The 16,540-nt window shown below is 63.1% G+C and carries 14 protein-coding genes and 1 other RNA gene; 12 read left to right on the top strand and 3 right to left on the bottom strand.

Translation table 11 applies throughout. From position 1 onward, the window contains the following. Positions 1 to 37: 37 nt before the first annotated feature. Both AC1Q80_RS11705 and AC1Q80_RS11700 read left to right on the top strand, forming a co-directional pair. Complete coding sequence (locus AC1Q80_RS11705) at positions 38 to 1,600, top strand: putative bifunctional diguanylate cyclase/phosphodiesterase (RefSeq protein ID WP_492360526.1); 1,563 nt, start codon at positions 38 to 40, stop codon at positions 1,598 to 1,600. A 91-nt stretch (positions 1,601 to 1,691) separates the two neighbouring features. Next, the gene (locus AC1Q80_RS11700; protein ID WP_492360525.1) at positions 1,692 to 3,047 is read left to right on the top strand and encodes a serine hydrolase domain-containing protein; all 1,356 of its coding nucleotides are present in this window, start codon (positions 1,692 to 1,694) and stop codon (positions 3,045 to 3,047) included. A 39-nt stretch (positions 3,048 to 3,086) separates the two neighbouring features. Here AC1Q80_RS11700 and AC1Q80_RS11695 read toward each other — a convergent pair whose 3' ends face one another. The 3 genes from AC1Q80_RS11695 to AC1Q80_RS11685 form a co-directional block, all read right to left on the bottom strand. Then, entirely contained in the window at positions 3,087 to 4,079 is a 993-nt protein-coding gene (locus AC1Q80_RS11695; RefSeq protein WP_209790700.1) for a lytic transglycosylase domain-containing protein, read from the bottom strand. A 116-nt stretch (positions 4,080 to 4,195) separates the two neighbouring features. Continuing rightward, positions 4,196 to 4,831, bottom strand: coding sequence for a LysE family translocator (locus tag AC1Q80_RS11690; RefSeq protein WP_492360524.1), 636 nt, complete (start codon positions 4,829 to 4,831; stop codon positions 4,196 to 4,198). A 249-nt stretch (positions 4,832 to 5,080) separates the two neighbouring features. Next, positions 5,081 to 6,295 carry a pyrophosphate--fructose-6-phosphate 1-phosphotransferase gene (locus tag AC1Q80_RS11685; protein WP_173420619.1) on the bottom strand — a complete coding sequence of 405 codons (1,215 nt, stop codon included), beginning with the start codon at positions 6,293 to 6,295 and terminating at the stop codon, positions 5,081 to 5,083. 407 nt (positions 6,296 to 6,702) lie between these two features. On the opposite strand from AC1Q80_RS11685, the gene AC1Q80_RS11680 reads away from it, so the two are divergent. The 10 genes from AC1Q80_RS11680 (at position 6,703) to AC1Q80_RS11635 (ending at position 16,540) form a co-directional block, all read left to right on the top strand. Next, positions 6,703 to 7,410, top strand: a complete 708-nt coding sequence (locus AC1Q80_RS11680; protein ID WP_492360523.1) for a TerB family tellurite resistance protein — start codon at positions 6,703 to 6,705, stop codon at positions 7,408 to 7,410. Next, the gene (locus AC1Q80_RS11675) at positions 7,407 to 8,171 is read left to right on the top strand and encodes an N-acetylmuramoyl-L-alanine amidase (protein ID WP_173420617.1); all 765 of its coding nucleotides are present in this window, start codon (positions 7,407 to 7,409) and stop codon (positions 8,169 to 8,171) included. The genes AC1Q80_RS11680 and AC1Q80_RS11675 overlap by 4 nt, the downstream gene beginning before the upstream one ends. Positions 8,172 to 8,397: 226 nt before the next feature. Beyond that, a complete protein-coding gene (locus AC1Q80_RS11670; protein ID WP_492360522.1) occupies positions 8,398 to 8,925 on the top strand; it encodes a lytic transglycosylase domain-containing protein in 528 nt (175 codons plus the stop codon). 292 nt (positions 8,926 to 9,217) lie between these two features. Further along, positions 9,218 to 10,408 (top strand): NAD(P)/FAD-dependent oxidoreductase, encoded by a 1,191-nt coding sequence (locus AC1Q80_RS11665; protein WP_492360521.1) that lies wholly within the window; start codon positions 9,218 to 9,220, stop codon positions 10,406 to 10,408. A gap of 89 nt (positions 10,409 to 10,497) precedes the next feature. Next, an RNA gene (gene rnpB, locus AC1Q80_RS11660) (RNase P RNA component class A) lies at positions 10,498 to 10,897 on the top strand. A gap of 491 nt (positions 10,898 to 11,388) precedes the next feature. Further along, positions 11,389 to 11,829, top strand: a complete 441-nt coding sequence (gene mraZ, locus AC1Q80_RS11655; RefSeq protein ID WP_112810281.1) for a division/cell wall cluster transcriptional repressor MraZ — start codon at positions 11,389 to 11,391, stop codon at positions 11,827 to 11,829. A 14-nt stretch (positions 11,830 to 11,843) separates the two neighbouring features. After that, entirely contained in the window at positions 11,844 to 12,869 is a 1,026-nt protein-coding gene (rsmH, locus tag AC1Q80_RS11650) for a 16S rRNA (cytosine(1402)-N(4))-methyltransferase RsmH (RefSeq protein ID WP_173420614.1), read from the top strand. A 7-nt stretch (positions 12,870 to 12,876) separates the two neighbouring features. Then, complete coding sequence (gene ftsL / locus AC1Q80_RS11645) at positions 12,877 to 13,260, top strand: cell division protein FtsL (protein WP_173420613.1); 384 nt, start codon at positions 12,877 to 12,879, stop codon at positions 13,258 to 13,260. Next, entirely contained in the window at positions 13,260 to 15,008 is a 1,749-nt protein-coding gene (locus tag AC1Q80_RS11640) for a peptidoglycan D,D-transpeptidase FtsI family protein (protein WP_173420612.1), read from the top strand. Before ftsL ends, AC1Q80_RS11640 begins: the two co-directional genes overlap by 1 nt. A gap of 68 nt (positions 15,009 to 15,076) precedes the next feature. Then, a complete protein-coding gene (locus AC1Q80_RS11635; RefSeq protein ID WP_492360520.1) occupies positions 15,077 to 16,540 on the top strand; it encodes a UDP-N-acetylmuramoyl-L-alanyl-D-glutamate--2,6-diaminopimelate ligase in 1,464 nt (487 codons plus the stop codon).

The raw sequence follows: 16,540 nt of genomic DNA, 5'->3' as shown, positions 1-16,540 counted from the left end.
GCGTGCTAGCTCCTTCTCATATTCGGGGGGCGTCGACATGATGTTAAGAACGTTTCTGCCGAAGCCCGAGCAGCGATTTGCGGCTGCCGGCACGGCATTGGGGGCTTTGTTTCCGGCGATCTGGTTGACCACGGAAACGTTTTTTTCGGATGGATCCTTCACCCATTGGAACTTTTCCGGAGCGCTCGCGGCGGGCGTCATGCCCTTCGTCGCTGGAGCCTCCTTCTACCGCTGGTCCTATTCACGACGGTTGGAACGCGAGCTCAAGGCCGCGCGCCGCGCCGAGCGGCGGCTGCGCAACGAGGTTCATCGCGATCGGTTGACCGGGCTTGAAAACCGCTCCGCACTGGAGGCAGACGTGTTGCGCGCTCTGCGCTCTGATGGTGCGCCGTTCGAGCGCCGGCCGCTGCTGCTGATCGATCTCGACCGGTTCAAGGCGGTCAACGACACCATGGGCCATGATGCGGGCGACCGGCTGCTGAGCGGTATCGGCCTGCGGCTGAGGCGAGCCTTCGCCGGCGAGGCGACGGTCTATCGCCTCGGTGGCGACGAGTTCGTACTGCTTGGTCCGGGTTCTCCGTCGGATGCCGAGGTCACGACCCTTGCCGGCCGGGTGAAGGCGCTGTTCGATGCGCCCTTCGATCTGGTCGATGGTCAGGCGGCTTCTGGTTGCAGCATCGGCGTCACGTTCCTGGAACAGGGCGATCTGTCGACCGGCGCGGTCTTGAAACGGGCGGATCTCGCGCTCTACGAAGCCAAGGAAATGCGTGGCAACAGCCACGTCTTCTATGCGCCGCATCTCGCGCAAGCCGCCGAAATGCGCGCCGAGGCCGAGCGCGACCTTGCCCGTGCAGTCTCCCAGCGGGAGTTTTTCCTGGAATACATGCCAATCGCCGGCACTGCGAGCGGCGTCATCCGGGGCTTCGAAGTCTTGCTGCGCTGGTCGCACCCGATCCGCGGCGTCATCGGCACCGAAGCCTTTGCGGAGCCGTTGGAGCAGGGAACACTTGCGTTGACGGTCGGCAACTGGGCGTTGCGGCAGTCTTGCCGGCAGGCGGCGAACTGGCCGTCTCCAGTGGCCCTGACGGTGGCACCCTTCGCGCTTCAACTGCGAGATCGCGATTTCCTCAGCCATGTGAAGACATGTCTGGATGAGGCCGGGCTGGCGCCCGGCCGGCTGACGATCGAGGTGTCGGAAGCGCTGTCGACCGGTGACATGATGTTGATCGGCGAAAACCTGCATGGCCTGCGCGCGCTCGGGGTGCGCGTGGCGCTGAGCGGCGGCGCTGCGGCCTCGCTGCCGCTCAACCTTGTCGGCGAACTTCAGCCGGACCAACTGACGGTGGACCTGCCGGCGATCCGCGACATCCATGGCAGCGAACGTAGCGTCGCCCTGCTCGCCTGCCTGGTCAAGATGGGGCAGGTTCTGCGGCTGCCGATGGCGGTGCGCGGCATCGCCAGGGAAAGCGAAATGGATTGCGCCCGCACCGCAGGCGCGGTGGAGGCCTGGGGTCCATGGATATCACCGGCGTTGCCGGCACGGGATCTTCCGCCGCTGTTGCATGGTGCTAGCGACGGCGACGCCCGCCAGCTGGCATAGCCGGACGGCAGCCAACAATCCGAAGCACGACGCAAGGGCTTTTCCTTTCGGTCAAATGCTGCTTCTCTCCGGCGTCAGACGGGAGGATGCGATGGCACGCCTATTGAAGACTGTCGGGACCGCGGTCGTCGTCGCCATTGCCGGCGTCGGCGGATGGCTGGCCGTCGCGCCGCCGGAACTGCTGAAGGTCGGCGATGGATACGCCGCTAAGATCGTCTGCTCGAATGTCTTCATCGCCGGACGTGACGGACAGGCGGTGCTGGCCGACGACGTGCAGGCGCCAGGCCATCCGCTGCTGAAGTTCATCACCGTCTCGGTGGACCGCGACAAGCGGTTGGTCTCTGCCCGCATCTTTGGCTTTGCCGCACCGGCGCTTGCCGCCTACCGCCCGGGGCTTGGTTGCGCCAACGTCGACGCAGACGATCTCGCGGCCCCTGTTGCGACCGCAGATCCGCCTGTCCCTGATATCGCACGGTCTGTCGACATCTCCTGGCCGGACGGCGACAAGGCCGATATCGACCCGGCCGTTCAGGCACTGATCGAGGATGCCAATCTCGCCGGTCCCGGCGTGCGTGCGGTCGCGGTGGTGCGCGATGGACATCTGATTGCCGAGACCTATGCCGCGGGCTTCGATCGCTCGACGCCGCTTCTCGGCTGGTCGATGACCAAATCGGTGACATCAGCGCTGATCGGCATGCGCGTCGCCGAGGGGCGCATGGATTTGACGCGCGCGGGCCTCCTGCCGGAGTGGAGCGGCGATGCGCGCGCGAAGATCAGGCTTGCCGACCTGATGGGCATGGAGAGCGGCCTGGAATTCAACGAGGGCTATGGCAATGTCAGCGACGTGACGCGCATGCTCTATCTCGAACGGGATATGGCCGGCTTTGCCGCGGGCAAACCGGCGACATCCGAGCCGGGCTCGACCTTCAGCTATTCGAGCGGCACCAGCACACTGTTGTCGCGGCTGTGGATGCGGAGCTTCGGCGATCCTGCCGCTGCACTCGCCTATCCGCGCGATGCCCTGTTCCTGCCGCTCGGCATGACGAGCGCGGTGCTCGAGACCGATGCCAGCGGCACCTTTGTCGGCTCATCCTACATGTATGCAACGGCGCGCGACTGGGCGCGTTTCGCGCAGTTCCTGCTTCAGGACGGCACCTGGAAGGGCAGGGCGCTGTTGCCTGGAGATTATGTCGCCTTCATGCGGACGCCGACCAAAGCCTCTGGCGGCGAGTATGGTGCAGGTCAGGTGTGGCTTCAGGAGAACGGAGTCCGCGCCGGCACCGGTGTCTTTCCGGCGGATGCCTTCTGGATGCTCGGACATGACGGGCAGGCGATCATGCTGGTGCCGTCGCTCAAGCTTGCGGTCGTGCGCCTGGGGCTGACGCCATCGCGTGGCGGCTATGACGTGCAAAAACTCAACGCCAAAATAATAGAGGCGCTCGATTGAGCGCCTCCTGAACCTTTTTGTCGAAACGATCGGGCTTGCTTACTTCATGCCGAGATCGTCGAGCAGGCCCTTGCGTTTGGCGTGGTAGTAGTAGCCGCTGGCATAGAGCTTGACCGCGCCGTCGTGCTTGTTGTCGGCAACCATCCAGGCGCCGTGCAGGTACTTCGTCGCATACATCAGATTGGTTTCCGCATCGAACAGGCCCTCGGCCGGGCCTTCGTAGCCGAGTCCCTTGGCGGTGTTGTAGCGGATCTGCATCAGGCCGTAATTGCCCTTGCTGTAGGCGCGCGGATTGTAGTTGCTCTCGCGCTTGACGACGCGGTGCACAAGCTCGACCGGAATGTCGTTGAGATCGGCGTAGTGCTTGATGAGCTTGTCCAGGTCCGGACGCGAGCTGGACGGCGCGTTGGTCAGCTTCAGCGATTCGGGAATGACGCTCGCAACGGCGGCGACGCTCGAACCGATCACACCCATCTTCGGCTTTTCCGTCGGAACGATCATGCGGTTGGCAACGAGCGTTTCGAGGCCGACGGGTTCGCCGGTGTCGAAGTCCGATTCCATCGCGGCAGCCACCGCAAGGGTCGAAACGGGAAGATCTTGAACGCGGCTCGTCTTCGGCGAGACAAGGGCAGATGCGGTTTCCGGCAATGCCGTGGCATCGGCCGAAGCTGCAACCGGCGTCGCCATGGCGACAGCCTGGGCTTCACCCGGCTTGCTGCCGGGGACGGCCACGACTGCCGGTGCCGGACCGGCAGCCTGCGCGAGGTCGGTGCCGACGGGATAGGTGGTTGCCATGCCGGCCGTCTGTGCCGACAGGGCGGCGGCCGCCGCGGTTGCCGCGCCATCGGGCGTCGGCAGGGCATAGGCCGTCATTTCCGTGCCGGGCTTTGCCAGCGGGGTGACCGTCTGCACGGCCGTAAGCTCTTCCACCGAGGTATGCTCGACAGTGGAGCACCCCGAGACGAGTGTCGCCGACAGAATAGCTGCCACGCCAAACGTCTGTTTTGAAAGGGAAATACGGAATTTCGCCATGCTGTCACTTTCGTGCTTCTGGGCCCCGCAGCCCCTGCAAATCAACGGCTGCCAGCCGCCATGCGTGAATCTCCATTAACCCATGGGGCGGCCGGCAGCAAGCGCAGGGGCGAATTTCAGGCCGATGCCCGCTTCATGGCTGCCGTCAGAAGCCCGGCGCCGATGAGCAGCGAACCGCCTGTACGGTTGACGATGCGCCGGATATTCGGCTTGGAAATGGTGCTCTTGGCGGCGGTCGCGAGTGCGGCATAAAGGCTGGCATTGAGGATGGCGAGGGTCAGGAACGTCACCTCGAAAATCGCCATCTGGGTAAAGAGTGGCTGCGACAGATCGAGGAACTGCGGCAGGAAGGCGACGAAGAAGACGATGCTCTTGGGATTGAGTGCCGTGACCGCGTAGGCATGCAGGAAGATGCGCAGCGGCCGTTCCCTGGCGGGTGCCTCACCACCCGTGCCGTCATTGCCGGCAACCGGTGCCCGCCAGAGCTGGATGCCGAGCCAGACGAGGTAGGCGGCCCCCACCCACTTCAATACGGTGAAGATCGCAGCCGAGGTGGCAAGCAGCGCGCCGAGGCCGAGCATCGACGCGGTCATGGCGGTAAAATCGCCGAGTGCGACCCCGGCAACGGTCGCGCCCGCCGTCTTGCGGCCGTGACCGAGCGCATAGGAGATGACGAGCAATATGGTCGGGCCGGGGATGGCGAGCAGCACTGCCGAGGCGGCGGCAAAGGCAAACCAATGTTCGAACGACATGAAAAAGGCTCCGCGCTTGAGGGCTCTCCGAGACTGATCTCTGGAGGGAGCCACCAAGGCGCGGAGCCGTCAACTGCCAATCGAGAGGCTCGGCTTGCCAATAGGCAGTCGCCCGAAGCCGATGGTCGGCGTCGGGCGCTTCGTTCCTGGAGCGCCGTGCGTTCATATGAACGCACAAAGGACGCTCCAGCACTTTAATTCTAGAGCATCTTTCTGCCCTCAAGTGATTCCACTTGAAGACAGGATGCACTAGTCTTCCGCCTGCCACTTCTGGCCGATGACGTCCATGACGTCGCCGAACCACTTGGTCGAGGTGTCGAAGTGCTTGCCGCCCTTGATGCGCGGGAATTCGATTGTTCTGAGCTTGCCTGCCTGGTCTTCGTCGTGGCCGGTAACGCCGGAGACCTTGTTGAGTGCGCTTTCGACGGCGAGATCGACCATGCTCTGGATCAGCCGCAGGTCGTCGCCGTTTGCCGGTGCCGAGCGGGCGTAATAGCCCGACTTCTGCACCATGGAGCGTTCGGCGCCGAGAAGGGCGGCAAACTGCTTGGTGAACCAGTTGCCGACATTGATGGTGTCGATCTTCACGTGGCCGAAGGCATCGCGCTTGACGGTTTCGCCGGCGGCTTCCCGCTCGGCGACGATCGCGTCGAGGCAGGCGCCTTCGCTGACGAACAGCGTGACAAAGCCCGAACGGTTCATGACACCGCGCAGGCGCTCGGCTTCTGCCTCAAGGTCGAACTTGATCTCGGGCAGGTAGAGACCGTCGATGTTCTTCAGCTGCCTGTTCATCATGAAGCCGTCGACGAACTGCTTGTCCTCTGTCATCTGGACGTAGGAGCGCGCGGTTGCTGCCGTCAGCCAGCCGCAGTGGCGGCCCATGACTTCATGGACGACGAGCGTGCGCGGGGCGGCACTCTGTTCGTTGCTGACATGATCGAAGAAGCGAGCGCCGTATTCGGCGGCCGTCCAGGCGCCGAGCGTCTGGCGGATCGGCACCACGTCGTTGTCGACCGTCTTCGGCAGACCGACGACCGTCAGGTTGTAGCCGTTGGCGCCAAGATAGGCGGCAAGGTCTGCGGCGGTGGTGTTGGTATCGTCACCACCGATCGTGTGCAGGATAGAGATGCCGTCGGCGGCAAGCCGTTCGGCGGCGACGCGCAACGGGTTTTCACCTTCCTTGACCAGGCCGCGCTTGACGCAGTCGGCAGCATTGGTGAGCTTGACGCGGCTGTTGCCGATCGGCGAACCGCCGTGGCGGTGGAGGATGTGCGCGTTCTCGCGCATGTCCCTGGTGATCTCGATGCGGTCGCCAAGCAGGACGCCCTGGTAGCCGGAGCGATAGGCCACCAGCTCGTAGTCGGGCGCGATGTCGGTGTAGCGCTCGATCAGGCCGCCAACGGCGGATGACAGACAGGGCGCGAGCCCGCCCGCCGTCAGCATTGCGACTTTCTTCTTGGCCATGTTTCCTCCTCGGGATTCGGCACGCAATTGGTGGGGCCTCTCTAGCGCAAAACGGATGGAAGTTAAATGACGGCTCTGTGGATGTCCTGTCGGCAAGCGCGCAGGTTTCGCCGCATTCGTCTCCATTTCCGCCGTGGACATGATGTCGCGCAAGGGAAGGGGACGGGGCAACGACGCCAGCGTCAATACGGTGCGGGGCAGGGGCTCAGGCGTTTATCCGCCGCCGCAGGTGTGTTCCCCAGGGAACAGGCGGGAACCCTTGCGCTATCGCAACGTTACTCAAACGGATTGACAATAGTGAGGGGCCATCACAAATTCGTCATTCCCGTGGTTCGCCGCAGGCCACCGCTTGCAATTTGCCACCACAATAGTCCATGCTATAGGCTGGAGAGACAGGAAAATCGTGCATGTCATTCTGGGATAGCCTCCTCAAGATCGTCACCGCCACGGGCAACGCGCTTGCCGGTGTGGTCGAGGCCGTGCGCACCCTGTTCGAAGGCGACCCCGAAACGCGGCGCAAGGTGGCTTTCTCCGTGGCGATGATCGCGCTTTCGGCCAAGATGGCGAAGGCTGATGGCGTGGTGACGGAGGCGGAGGTCTCGGCCTTTCGCGATATCTTCGAGTTTCCCGCCGATCAGGCGCAGAACGTTGCCCGTCTCTATAATCTCGCGCGCCAGGACGTTGCCGGTTTCGAAGCCTATGCCGAGAAGATGGCGTCGCTCTGCTCGTCCTGCGAAAACAATTGCCCGATCCTGGAAGACATCATCGACGGCCTGTTCCACATCGCCAAGTCCGACGGCGCAGTGCATGAGAAGGAAATGGCGTTCCTGATGCGGGTTGCCGAGATCTTCAAGATGGACGAAGCGCACTTCGAACAGATCATGGCGCGTCACGTCCATAGCGACGGCCGCGACCCTTATCTCGTTCTCGGCGTTTCGCCCAAGGACGATTTCGCCAAGATCCGCAAGCATTACCGCGTGCTGGTGTCGGAGAACCATCCCGACAGGCTGGTTGCACGCGGCGTGCCACAAGAGTTCCACGCGATCGCCAATGATCGCATGGCCGCGCTCAATGCCGCCTACGAGGCGATCGAGAGAGAACGCCGCGCCGCATGACGTCGAAATACTGCGACTACTCGGGTGCCCGCTTCATGCCGTCGCCCAATTTCGGCGACCGTGCGGACGGCAGGCTGCCCGATATCATCGTGCTTCATTATACCGGCATGCCGACGGCGAAATCTGCGCTCGAATGGCTGTGTCGCGAGGAAAGCCAGGTTTCCAGCCACTATTTCGTTCATGAGGACGGCCGTGTCGACCAGCTGGTGCCGGAGGCGCGGAGGGCCTGGCACGCGGGGAAAAGCGTGTGGAAGGGCGAGACGGACATCAATTCCAGCTCGATCGGCATCGAGATCGCCAATGCCGGTCACCCCGGCGGGCTTCCCGAATTCCCCGAAAAGCAGATCGCGGCGGTCGCCGAATTGTGTCGGGACTGTGGCGAACGGTGGTCGATTGCCCCTGAGCGGGTGCTGGCACACAGCGATATCGCCCCGATTCGCAAGGTTGACCCGGGCGAAAAATTTCCGTGGCATCAGCTGCACCGCGAGGGCGTCGGGCACTGGGTCGAGCCGGCGCCGATCGGCGGCGGTCGCTTTTTCCAGCGCGGCGACCGCGGACAGCCGGTCGAGGCGATACAGTCGATGCTGTCGCTCTATGGTTACGGCGTTGAAGTCACTGGCGATTTCTGTGACAAAACCGAGGGAACCGTTGCTGCGTTCCAGCGGCATTTTCGTCAGCAACGGGTCGACGGCATCGCCGATATCTCGACGCTCGATACGTTGCATCGACTGCTCCAGGCGCTACCTCAGTTTGGTGCCTGACGCGCAAAATTTTTGCGTTCTAAATTAGCTTTTCCGGTCATTTCCGCACAAATTTGCTGCGTTGCCACATGTTTACCATGATGCGGCATTCATTTGCCGCTCATTGAAACTGCAGGAAACGCAAGGGCAACACGGTCCTTCCTGTCAATGAAACGATCGGGAAGTGAGGCTCGAACGGCGGGGTGCGCCGTGCTGTCCATTCCCCAGACCGGAGACTTCAAGCTACATGAGAATATCGTCTGTTGCTGCGGTGGCGGCATGCCTTGGCATGTTCTTCGCCGGGATTGGTACGTCGTATGCGGGGAACGTCGACAAGACCATCAAGACCTCATCCCTCAAGTCAGTTACACGGACGACAGGCTACCCGAACCCACAGCTCGCACAGGGCACGCAGTACACCATCCTGATCCAGTCCTATGCCAAGCAGTACGGCGTTCCGATCGATCTGGCCCATGCGATCGTCAAGGTCGAAAGCAACTTCAACCCGAAGGCTCGCGGCAGCGCCGGTGAAATCGGCCTGATGCAGATCAAGCCCGCAACGGCACGCATGATGGGCTACTCCGGCTCCTCCAGCGGTCTCTACGATCCGGAAACGAACATCAAGTTCGGCATGAAGTATCTCGCCATGGCGCATGAGCTTTCCGGCGGAACCACCTGCGGCACGGTCCTGAAGTACAATGCCGGCCATGGTGCCAAGCGCATGAACCCGGTTTCCAAGCGTTACTGCGGCAAGGTTCAGAGCATCATCGACTGATCGATGCCGATCGTAGGGCGCGCCTGATCGTGCGCGCAAAGCACGCTTCATCGATTGAAGCGTGCAGCATGACCTCCTCGCATCGGCCGACGCCGGCACGAGGAAGGGCCTCGGTTCAGGGGCATTGTTTCCGTCGAATACCGAGCATCAACCGCCGGCTGTCTTCAAGCGGTGGCGGGTGCTCCAGCCGGACAGGTCTCGCGTTCCGGCGACCTTCAAAACGTAATGCAACCGCAGTGCCATATCTGCGCCGGCATGCTATCCAGACCTGATCGAAATGGTGAGGACGGACATGTCGGAAAGCTTTGATTTCATCGTTGTCGGCAAAGGCATGATGGGGGCGGCGGCAGCGCGGCACCTGGCGCTCTCGGGCGCTCGGGTGGCCCTGGTCGGGCCGGACGAGCCCGGCGACTGGGCCAATCACGGCGGCGTCTTTTCCAGCCACTACGACAATGCCCGCATCACACGCACGATCGACGACGATCCGGTCTGGGCGCGGCTCGCCAAGCGTTCCATCGACCGTTACGACGAGATCGCCGCTCAAAGTGGCGTCGACTTCTATGCCGAAGTCGGCTGCCTGATCGCCGGGCCGGCGCCGGGCGGCAGCTACGACTATATCGAGAAGGTGGCCAAGGCGCGCGACACGCTTGGCGTCGAGGCGCCGCTTCTCGAGCAGGGCGCACTTTCCGAACGCTTTCCCTGGTTCCGTTTTCCCGAAGGTTTTGCCGGCATTCACGAGGCGCAAGGGGCCGGATACATCAATCCGCGCGCGTTGGTGCTGGCGCAAACGATCTGCGCGGAAAAGGCCGGCGCACGGATCGTGCGCAGCGAAGTGGCCTCGGTATCCGAGGCCGGCGACCGCGTCGTCATCACGACCGTGGATGGCGCCACGCTCGGTGCTGGGCGGGTGATCGTTGCTGCGGGCGGGTTCTCTCTTTCCGACACGCTTCTTCCCCGGCCGATCGACCTTGTCGTCAAGGCGCGTACCGTATTTTTTGCGGAGGTCGCAGCCGGCGATCTTTCGACCTATGACCACATGCCATCGCTGATCGGCGCGGCACCGGAGCAGGAAAAGAGCTACTATCTGCTGCCGCCGGTCGCTTACGCCGACGGCAAGCACTACATCAAGATCGGCGGCGACCCGACCGATCGCGTGCTCGACAGCGAGCCCGCGGTGCGTGCCTGGTTCCGCGGCAGCGCTGGCGCCGGGGCGGCTGCGCACATGGGCGGGCTGCTTGCCGAGGTGATGCCCGGCTTCAAGCCGGCTTCGACGCATTTCAGACCCTGCGTGACGTCGTTCACCCGCCATGGTTTTCCCTATATCGGCTTTGCCGGCAGCGACCGCATCGCTGTGGTGACCGGCGGCAACGGCCAGGCAGCGAAAAGCTCCGACGAGATCGGCCGGCTCGGCGCCGTGCTGGTGGCCGAGGGCCGGATCGACGACCCGGCCTATGAGACGGATTTCGCCGTGGCGTTCCGCTGAACGTGAAAGCGCGGGTGGGCGAGCGTTGAAACGCCGGGCCTGCCGTTTTTCTCTGGCGCTCGGCTTCCCGGTCGTTTAAGGACCGCCTGCCAGTTGGCCGGGCAGCCGCGCTCCGCAAGTGCCGAAAGGCCGCGGGGGGAGGAAAGTCCGGGCTCCACGGAAGTACGGTGCCGGATAACGTCCGGCGAGGGCGACCTCAGGGAAAGTGCCACAGAAAGCAAACCGCTCCGCTTGCGGAGTAAGGGTGAAAGGGTGGGGTAAGAGCCCACCGCGGACATGGCGACATGGACGGCACGGCAAACCCCACCGGGAGCAAGACCGAATAGGGATGACGCGGACGCGCAAGCGTCCAGCCTGTTTCCGGGCCAGTCATCCGGGTGGGTTGCAAGAGGCTGCGTGCAAACGTAGTCCCAGATGAATGGCTGCCACGTTCCGTTGTCTTCGGGCAGCGGGGCCATACAGAACCCGGCTTACAGGCCAACTGGCGATTTTTCCTTTTTCTCAGCGGTGTCGCGCGCTTCGAGACGCGCAGGCGCAACCATGTTCAGGCGGGTATCGTTTCGATGCCGAACCGGATGAAGCGATCAGAAATCGCGCAGGGAAATCCTGCTCCCCCGCTTTGCTGCATTCTTTCTCACATTCTGATTTCTCAACGATTTGAAGCCGTTTGACCGTCGCATTCCAGGGCAGCGGGGGTCGCTTCGTAACGCTTCGTTAAACTTAACAACCTATCAATATTTGATCAGCTACCCGGCTGCTCAAGAGCCAATCCCATTGACGCCCATATGGTCCCATGATATCCCATAATGGTACTGCGCAAGGGCCGCTTCGTGGCCCATCATCGCAAGATTCCAGGGTCTCCCGGCATCGGGAGATGGGCGGGCATGTTGGTGTCCGGCGGGGGCGTTTTGTGAGCGTGGTCGAATGTTCTCGCGGGTCGATGATTATGGCCCGTCAGTCTTGGGCGGCCGTTTCGAGTCATGAACCGCTTCTTGTCAAATGCCACCAATCGGATCGATGCAAAGGGGCGGGTGTCCGTGCCTTCGGCGTTTCGTTCCGTTCTGTCGGATGGGGGCGTCCGGGAGCTATACTGTTTTCAGGACTTCGTCTTTCCGGCGATCAGTGTCGGCGGGCCGGAGCTTCTGGACCGGTTCGAGAGGCAGATGGCGGTCGAGGATCCATTTTCCCCGGCGGCCAACGAGATGTCGCTGCTCGTTCATGGGGGCGGGGTCTTCGTCAAGCTCGATCCGGAAGGCCGGTTGATGGTGACGGATTTCATCCGCGACTTCACCGGTATCTCGACCGACGTGATGTTCGTCGGGCGGGGCGATTATTTTCAGCTCTGGGAGCCGCAGGCCTTTCAAAAGGCGCAAGCGGCAGCCCGGGAAGGGCGCAAGTCACGGGGGCTGCGTCCGGAATAGAATGGAGAGGCGGAATGGTGACGGAACAAGGCGGAGGAGCTTCTGAAGCCGATGGCGGACCGGTCCGTCACATTCCCGTCCTCCTGAACGAGGTTCTCGCGGCACTCGAGCCGGCTCCCGGCAAGGTCATTCTCGACGGCACGTTCGGTGCCGGCGGTTATGCGTCCGCCATCCTCAATGCCGGTGCCGATGTCATCGCGCTCGACCGCGACCCGACGGCGATCGCCGCGGGCCAGTCGATGGTCGCGGCCTCCGGCGGCAGGCTCAAGCTCATTCATTCGCGCTTTTCCGAACTTGCCGAGCATGCGCCAGCTGGCAGCCTTGACGGCGTGGTGCTCGACATCGGCGTGTCGTCGATGCAGATCGACGAGGCCGAGCGCGGCTTCTCCTTCCAGAGGAAGGGTCCGCTCGATATGCGCATGTCGGCCGCCGGTGTCTCCGCTGCCGACGTTGTCAACCGGGCCAAGGTTTCCGATCTCATTCGCATCTTCGGTTTTCTCGGTGAGGAAAAGCAGTCGGGCCGCATTGCCCGCGCCATCGAGAAGCGCCGCGCCGAAACGCCGTTTGAAACCACCCGCGATCTCGCCGGGCTGATCGAAATCGTCACGCCGCGCAAGGCCAAGGACAAGATCCATCCGGCAACGCGCGTTTTCCAGGCGCTGCGCATCTTCGTCAACGACGAGCTCGGCGAACTCGCCCAGGTGCTCTTTGCTGCCGAGCGGGCGCTGAAGCCGGGCGGTCGGCTCGTGGTCGTCACCTTCCATTCCCTTGAAGACCGGATCGTCAAGGCCTTCTTCCAGGATCGCTCGGGCAAGGCCGCCGGTTCGCGGCATCTGCCGCTGGTAACCGCGCGGCCGGCAACCTTCACACCAGTTGGAAAGCCTATGGTGGCAGCCAGCGAGGAAGAAGCGTCCCTCAATCCGCGCGCCCGGTCTGCCAAGCTCAGAGCCGGTATCCGCACGGAAGCGCCATCGCCGGGAAACGATCTATCCATTTTCAATCTGCCGGAACTGGCGAGCCTTGCACGGTTGGGGGGCTGAGAGAGATATGCTGCGAACACTCGACATAGTCCTTATCGTCGTCATGACGGCAGCCGCCACGGTCACCTACACGATCAAGCACCAGGCCGAAAACAAGCTTGAGCAGGTGCGCAAGCTCGATGCTGCCATCAAGCTGGAAGAAGACACGATCGATCTTCTGCGTGCTGACTGGGCGCTGCTGACGCAGCCGAACCGGCTGGAGCGGCTGGTTGGCGCCTTCGGTGCCGACCTGCAGCTGGCGCCGACGCCCTCTACCCAGCTCGTTCGTCCCCAGGAACTGCCGATGCTGAAGGCGGATGTGCCGCCGACGGAAGAAGAAAAGAAGCTCGCCGCCGCCAAGGCAGCGGAGCAGACGACCGATAATATCGAAACAGGTTCGGTGGCGCGCTGATGTCGTTTCTCTCCCGCATCATGGTTCTGAAGAGCAAGGCGCATTTCTCCGCAGGCGGCAACAACCTGCCGGCTGAGGCCAAGCTCAACGTCACTTTCCAGGGCACGCGCAAGAAGACCACCAATCAGGCGAAGAACCGTGTGGCGATCATCATCGCCAGCTTCGGCATCGTCTATGCGGTCATCGGTGGCCGGCTGGTGCAATATGGCATGGCGCAGCCGGAGACGGTGTCGAGCATCGGCCGTGCCGACAACCTGATGGCCTCACGCCCCGATATTCTCGATCGAAACGGCGAGATCCTCGCCACCGACATCCGCACGGTTTCGCTCTATGCCGAGCCGCACAAGATCGTCGATGCGGACGAGGCGGTTGAGCGGCTGGCAACGGTTCTGCCTGACATCAACGCCCGCGAAATCTACAACAAGCTGAAGTCGAAATCGCGCTTCCAGTGGCTGCGCCGCCAGCTGACGCCCAAGCAGCAGAGCGAGATCCTTGCGCTCGGCATTCCCGGTGTCGGCTTCCGGCCGGAGAAGCGTCGCTTCTATCCGGGTGGCCCGACCGCCGCCCACATCCTCGGCCACGTCAACATCGACAACCGCGGCGTTGCCGGCATGGAGCGCTACATCGACGGGCAGGGGCTCGCCGATCTCGCCGCCATCGGCATGACCAGCGATGCCAAGCTCGAGCCGGTCAAGCTGTCGATCGACGTCCGCGTGCAGAACATCGTCCGCGACGTCATCGATTCCGGCATGAAGAACTACCAGGCGCTGGCCGCCGGCGCCGTCGTGCTCGACGTTCACACCGGTGAAGTGCTGGCGATGGCGTCCGTTCCTGACTACGATCCCAACAAGCCGGCGGAAGGGGCCGAAGAGGGCTGGATGAACCGCATGTCGAACGGCACGTTCGAAATGGGTTCCACCTTCAAGACCTTCACCATCGCCATGGGGCTCGATTCCGGCAAGGTGACGCTCAACGACAGTTTCGACGCCACGGCACCGATCCGCATCGGCGGCTTCACCATCAAGGACTTCCACGGCAAGCGCCGCGTGCTGACCGTGCCGGAAATCTTCCAGTATTCGTCGAACATCGGCACGGCCAAGATCGCCGACCTCATCGGCATTCCCGGCCACAAGGAATTCCTGACCCGCATCGGTCTGCTGTCGAAGCTGCCGACCGAGTTGCCGGAGGTCAAATCCCCGAGCCAGCCGCGTGAATGGAAGAAGATCAACTCGATCACCATTTCCTTCGGCCACGGCGTTTCGACGACCCCGTTGCAGACGGCCGTTGCCGGTGCGGCACTCGTCAACGGCGGCAAGCTGATCCCGCCGACCTTCCTGCCGCGTTCGGAAGAGCAAGCGGACGAACTGGCAACCACGGTCGTCAAGAAGAGCACCAGCGACGACATGCGCTTCTTGCTTCGCTGGAACGGCATCGCCGGCTCGGGCAAGCGCGCGCAGGTGCCGGGCTTCAACGTCGGCGGCAAGACCGGAACGGCCGACAAGGTCGTCAACGGTCGCTATGCCAGCGACCAGAACTTCAACGCCTTTCTTGCAGCCTTTCCGATCGACAATCCGAAGTACATCGTGCTGACCTTCATCGATGCGCCGAAGACCGGCGAAGGCGGCGGACGGACCGCCGGTTCGAATGCCGCGCCCATGGTTCGCGACATCATCAGCCGCTCCGCACCGCTTCTCGGCGTCGAACCGAAGTTCGGAGAAGATGGTTCTGCCATGCTTGTGTCTTATTAGGCATGAAATGAGAATGCGGGACGATTCGCGATTCCAGCGGATCGAGAGCGATGTGAGACGTGCGGTTCATGAAGATAAAAGACCTGGCGGGAACGAGCTTCCCTGAACTTTCTGCGCAACTGGATGGCGCTTCCTCTGCGATCGAGGTTGCCGGCATCACGGCCGACAGTCGGCAGGTGCAGCCAGGGGATCTTTTCGTCGCCGTATCCGGCAGCAAGGCAAACGGCAACACCTATATCGCCGATGCGCTTTCGCGCGGCGCAGTCGCCGTGGTTGCCGAAAGCAATGCGAAACCGGATGGAACCTCCGCGCCCGTTCTCTCGCTCGCCAATCCGCGCGCCTTCCTCGCGCGCGCTGCCGCCGCCTTCTACGGCCGCCAGCCCGAGACGATGGTGGCGGTGACGGGGACGGCCGGCAAGACCTCGGTTGCCTCCTTCACCCGGCAGATCTGGGCGCATTCCGGCCTTGCTGCCGCGATGATCGGCACCACGGGCGTCGTTGCGCCCGGCCGCAACGATTATGGCTCGCTGACCACGCCAGATCCTGTTTCCCTGCACAAGCTTCTGGCCGAACTCGCCGACGCCGGCGTCACCCATGCGGCGATGGAAGCGTCCAGCCACGGCCTCGACCAGAGCCGGCTCGACGGCGTCAGGCTTTCGGCCGCCGCCTTCACCAATCTCGGTCGCGACCACATGGATTACCATCCGACTGTCGAACACTACATGGCCTCGAAGATGCGGCTCTTCGATGCGCTGTTGCCGAAGGGCGCGCCGGCGGTGATCTTTGCCGACGACCAGTGGTCGGAGCAGGCGATCGCCGCTGCCCGCAAGGCCAAGCTCGATGTCCGCACCGTCGGCCGCAAGGGCGATTTCATCTCGCTGAAGCGGGTCGAGCATTTCCGCCACAAGCAATCAGCCGAAGTCCATGTCGGCGACGACATCTTCGAAATCCACATTCCGCTGGCTGGCGATTTCCAGGTGGCCAATGCGCTTGTCGCCGCCGGCCTTGCGATCTCCACCGGCATCAGCGCCAAGGCGGCGTTCTCCGCGCTTGAAAAGCTGCAGGGCGCCTCCGGCCGCCTCGAACTGGTCGGCCAGACGCGCGATGGCGCGCTTGCCTATGTCGATTATGCCCACAAGCCGGATGCGCTCGAAAACGTACTCGCCTCCGTGCGACCATTCACGACGGGTCGCGTCATCGTTGTCTTCGGCTGCGGCGGCGACCGCGACAAGGGCAAGCGCCCGATCATGGGCGAGATCGCGACGCGGCTTGCCGATGTGGTGATCGTCACCGATGACAATCCGCGCTCGGAAGTCCCTGAGGTTATCCGCTCCGAAATCATGGCTGCCGCCCCGGGCGCGACCGAAATCGGCGACCGCGCCGAAGCGATTCGCGCCGCCGTCGGCATGCTTCAAAGCGGCGACACGCTGATCGTCGCCGGCAAGGGACACGAGGAGGGCCAGACGGTCGGTTCCGTCACGCTGCCATTCTCGGATCATGCAGAAGTCCGCAAGGCACTGGGAGGTCTTTGA

It is taken from the genome of Ensifer sp. GW823-FHT05D09, from assembly GCF_058795755.1.
This window is presented reverse-complemented; position numbering and strand designations above follow the sequence as displayed.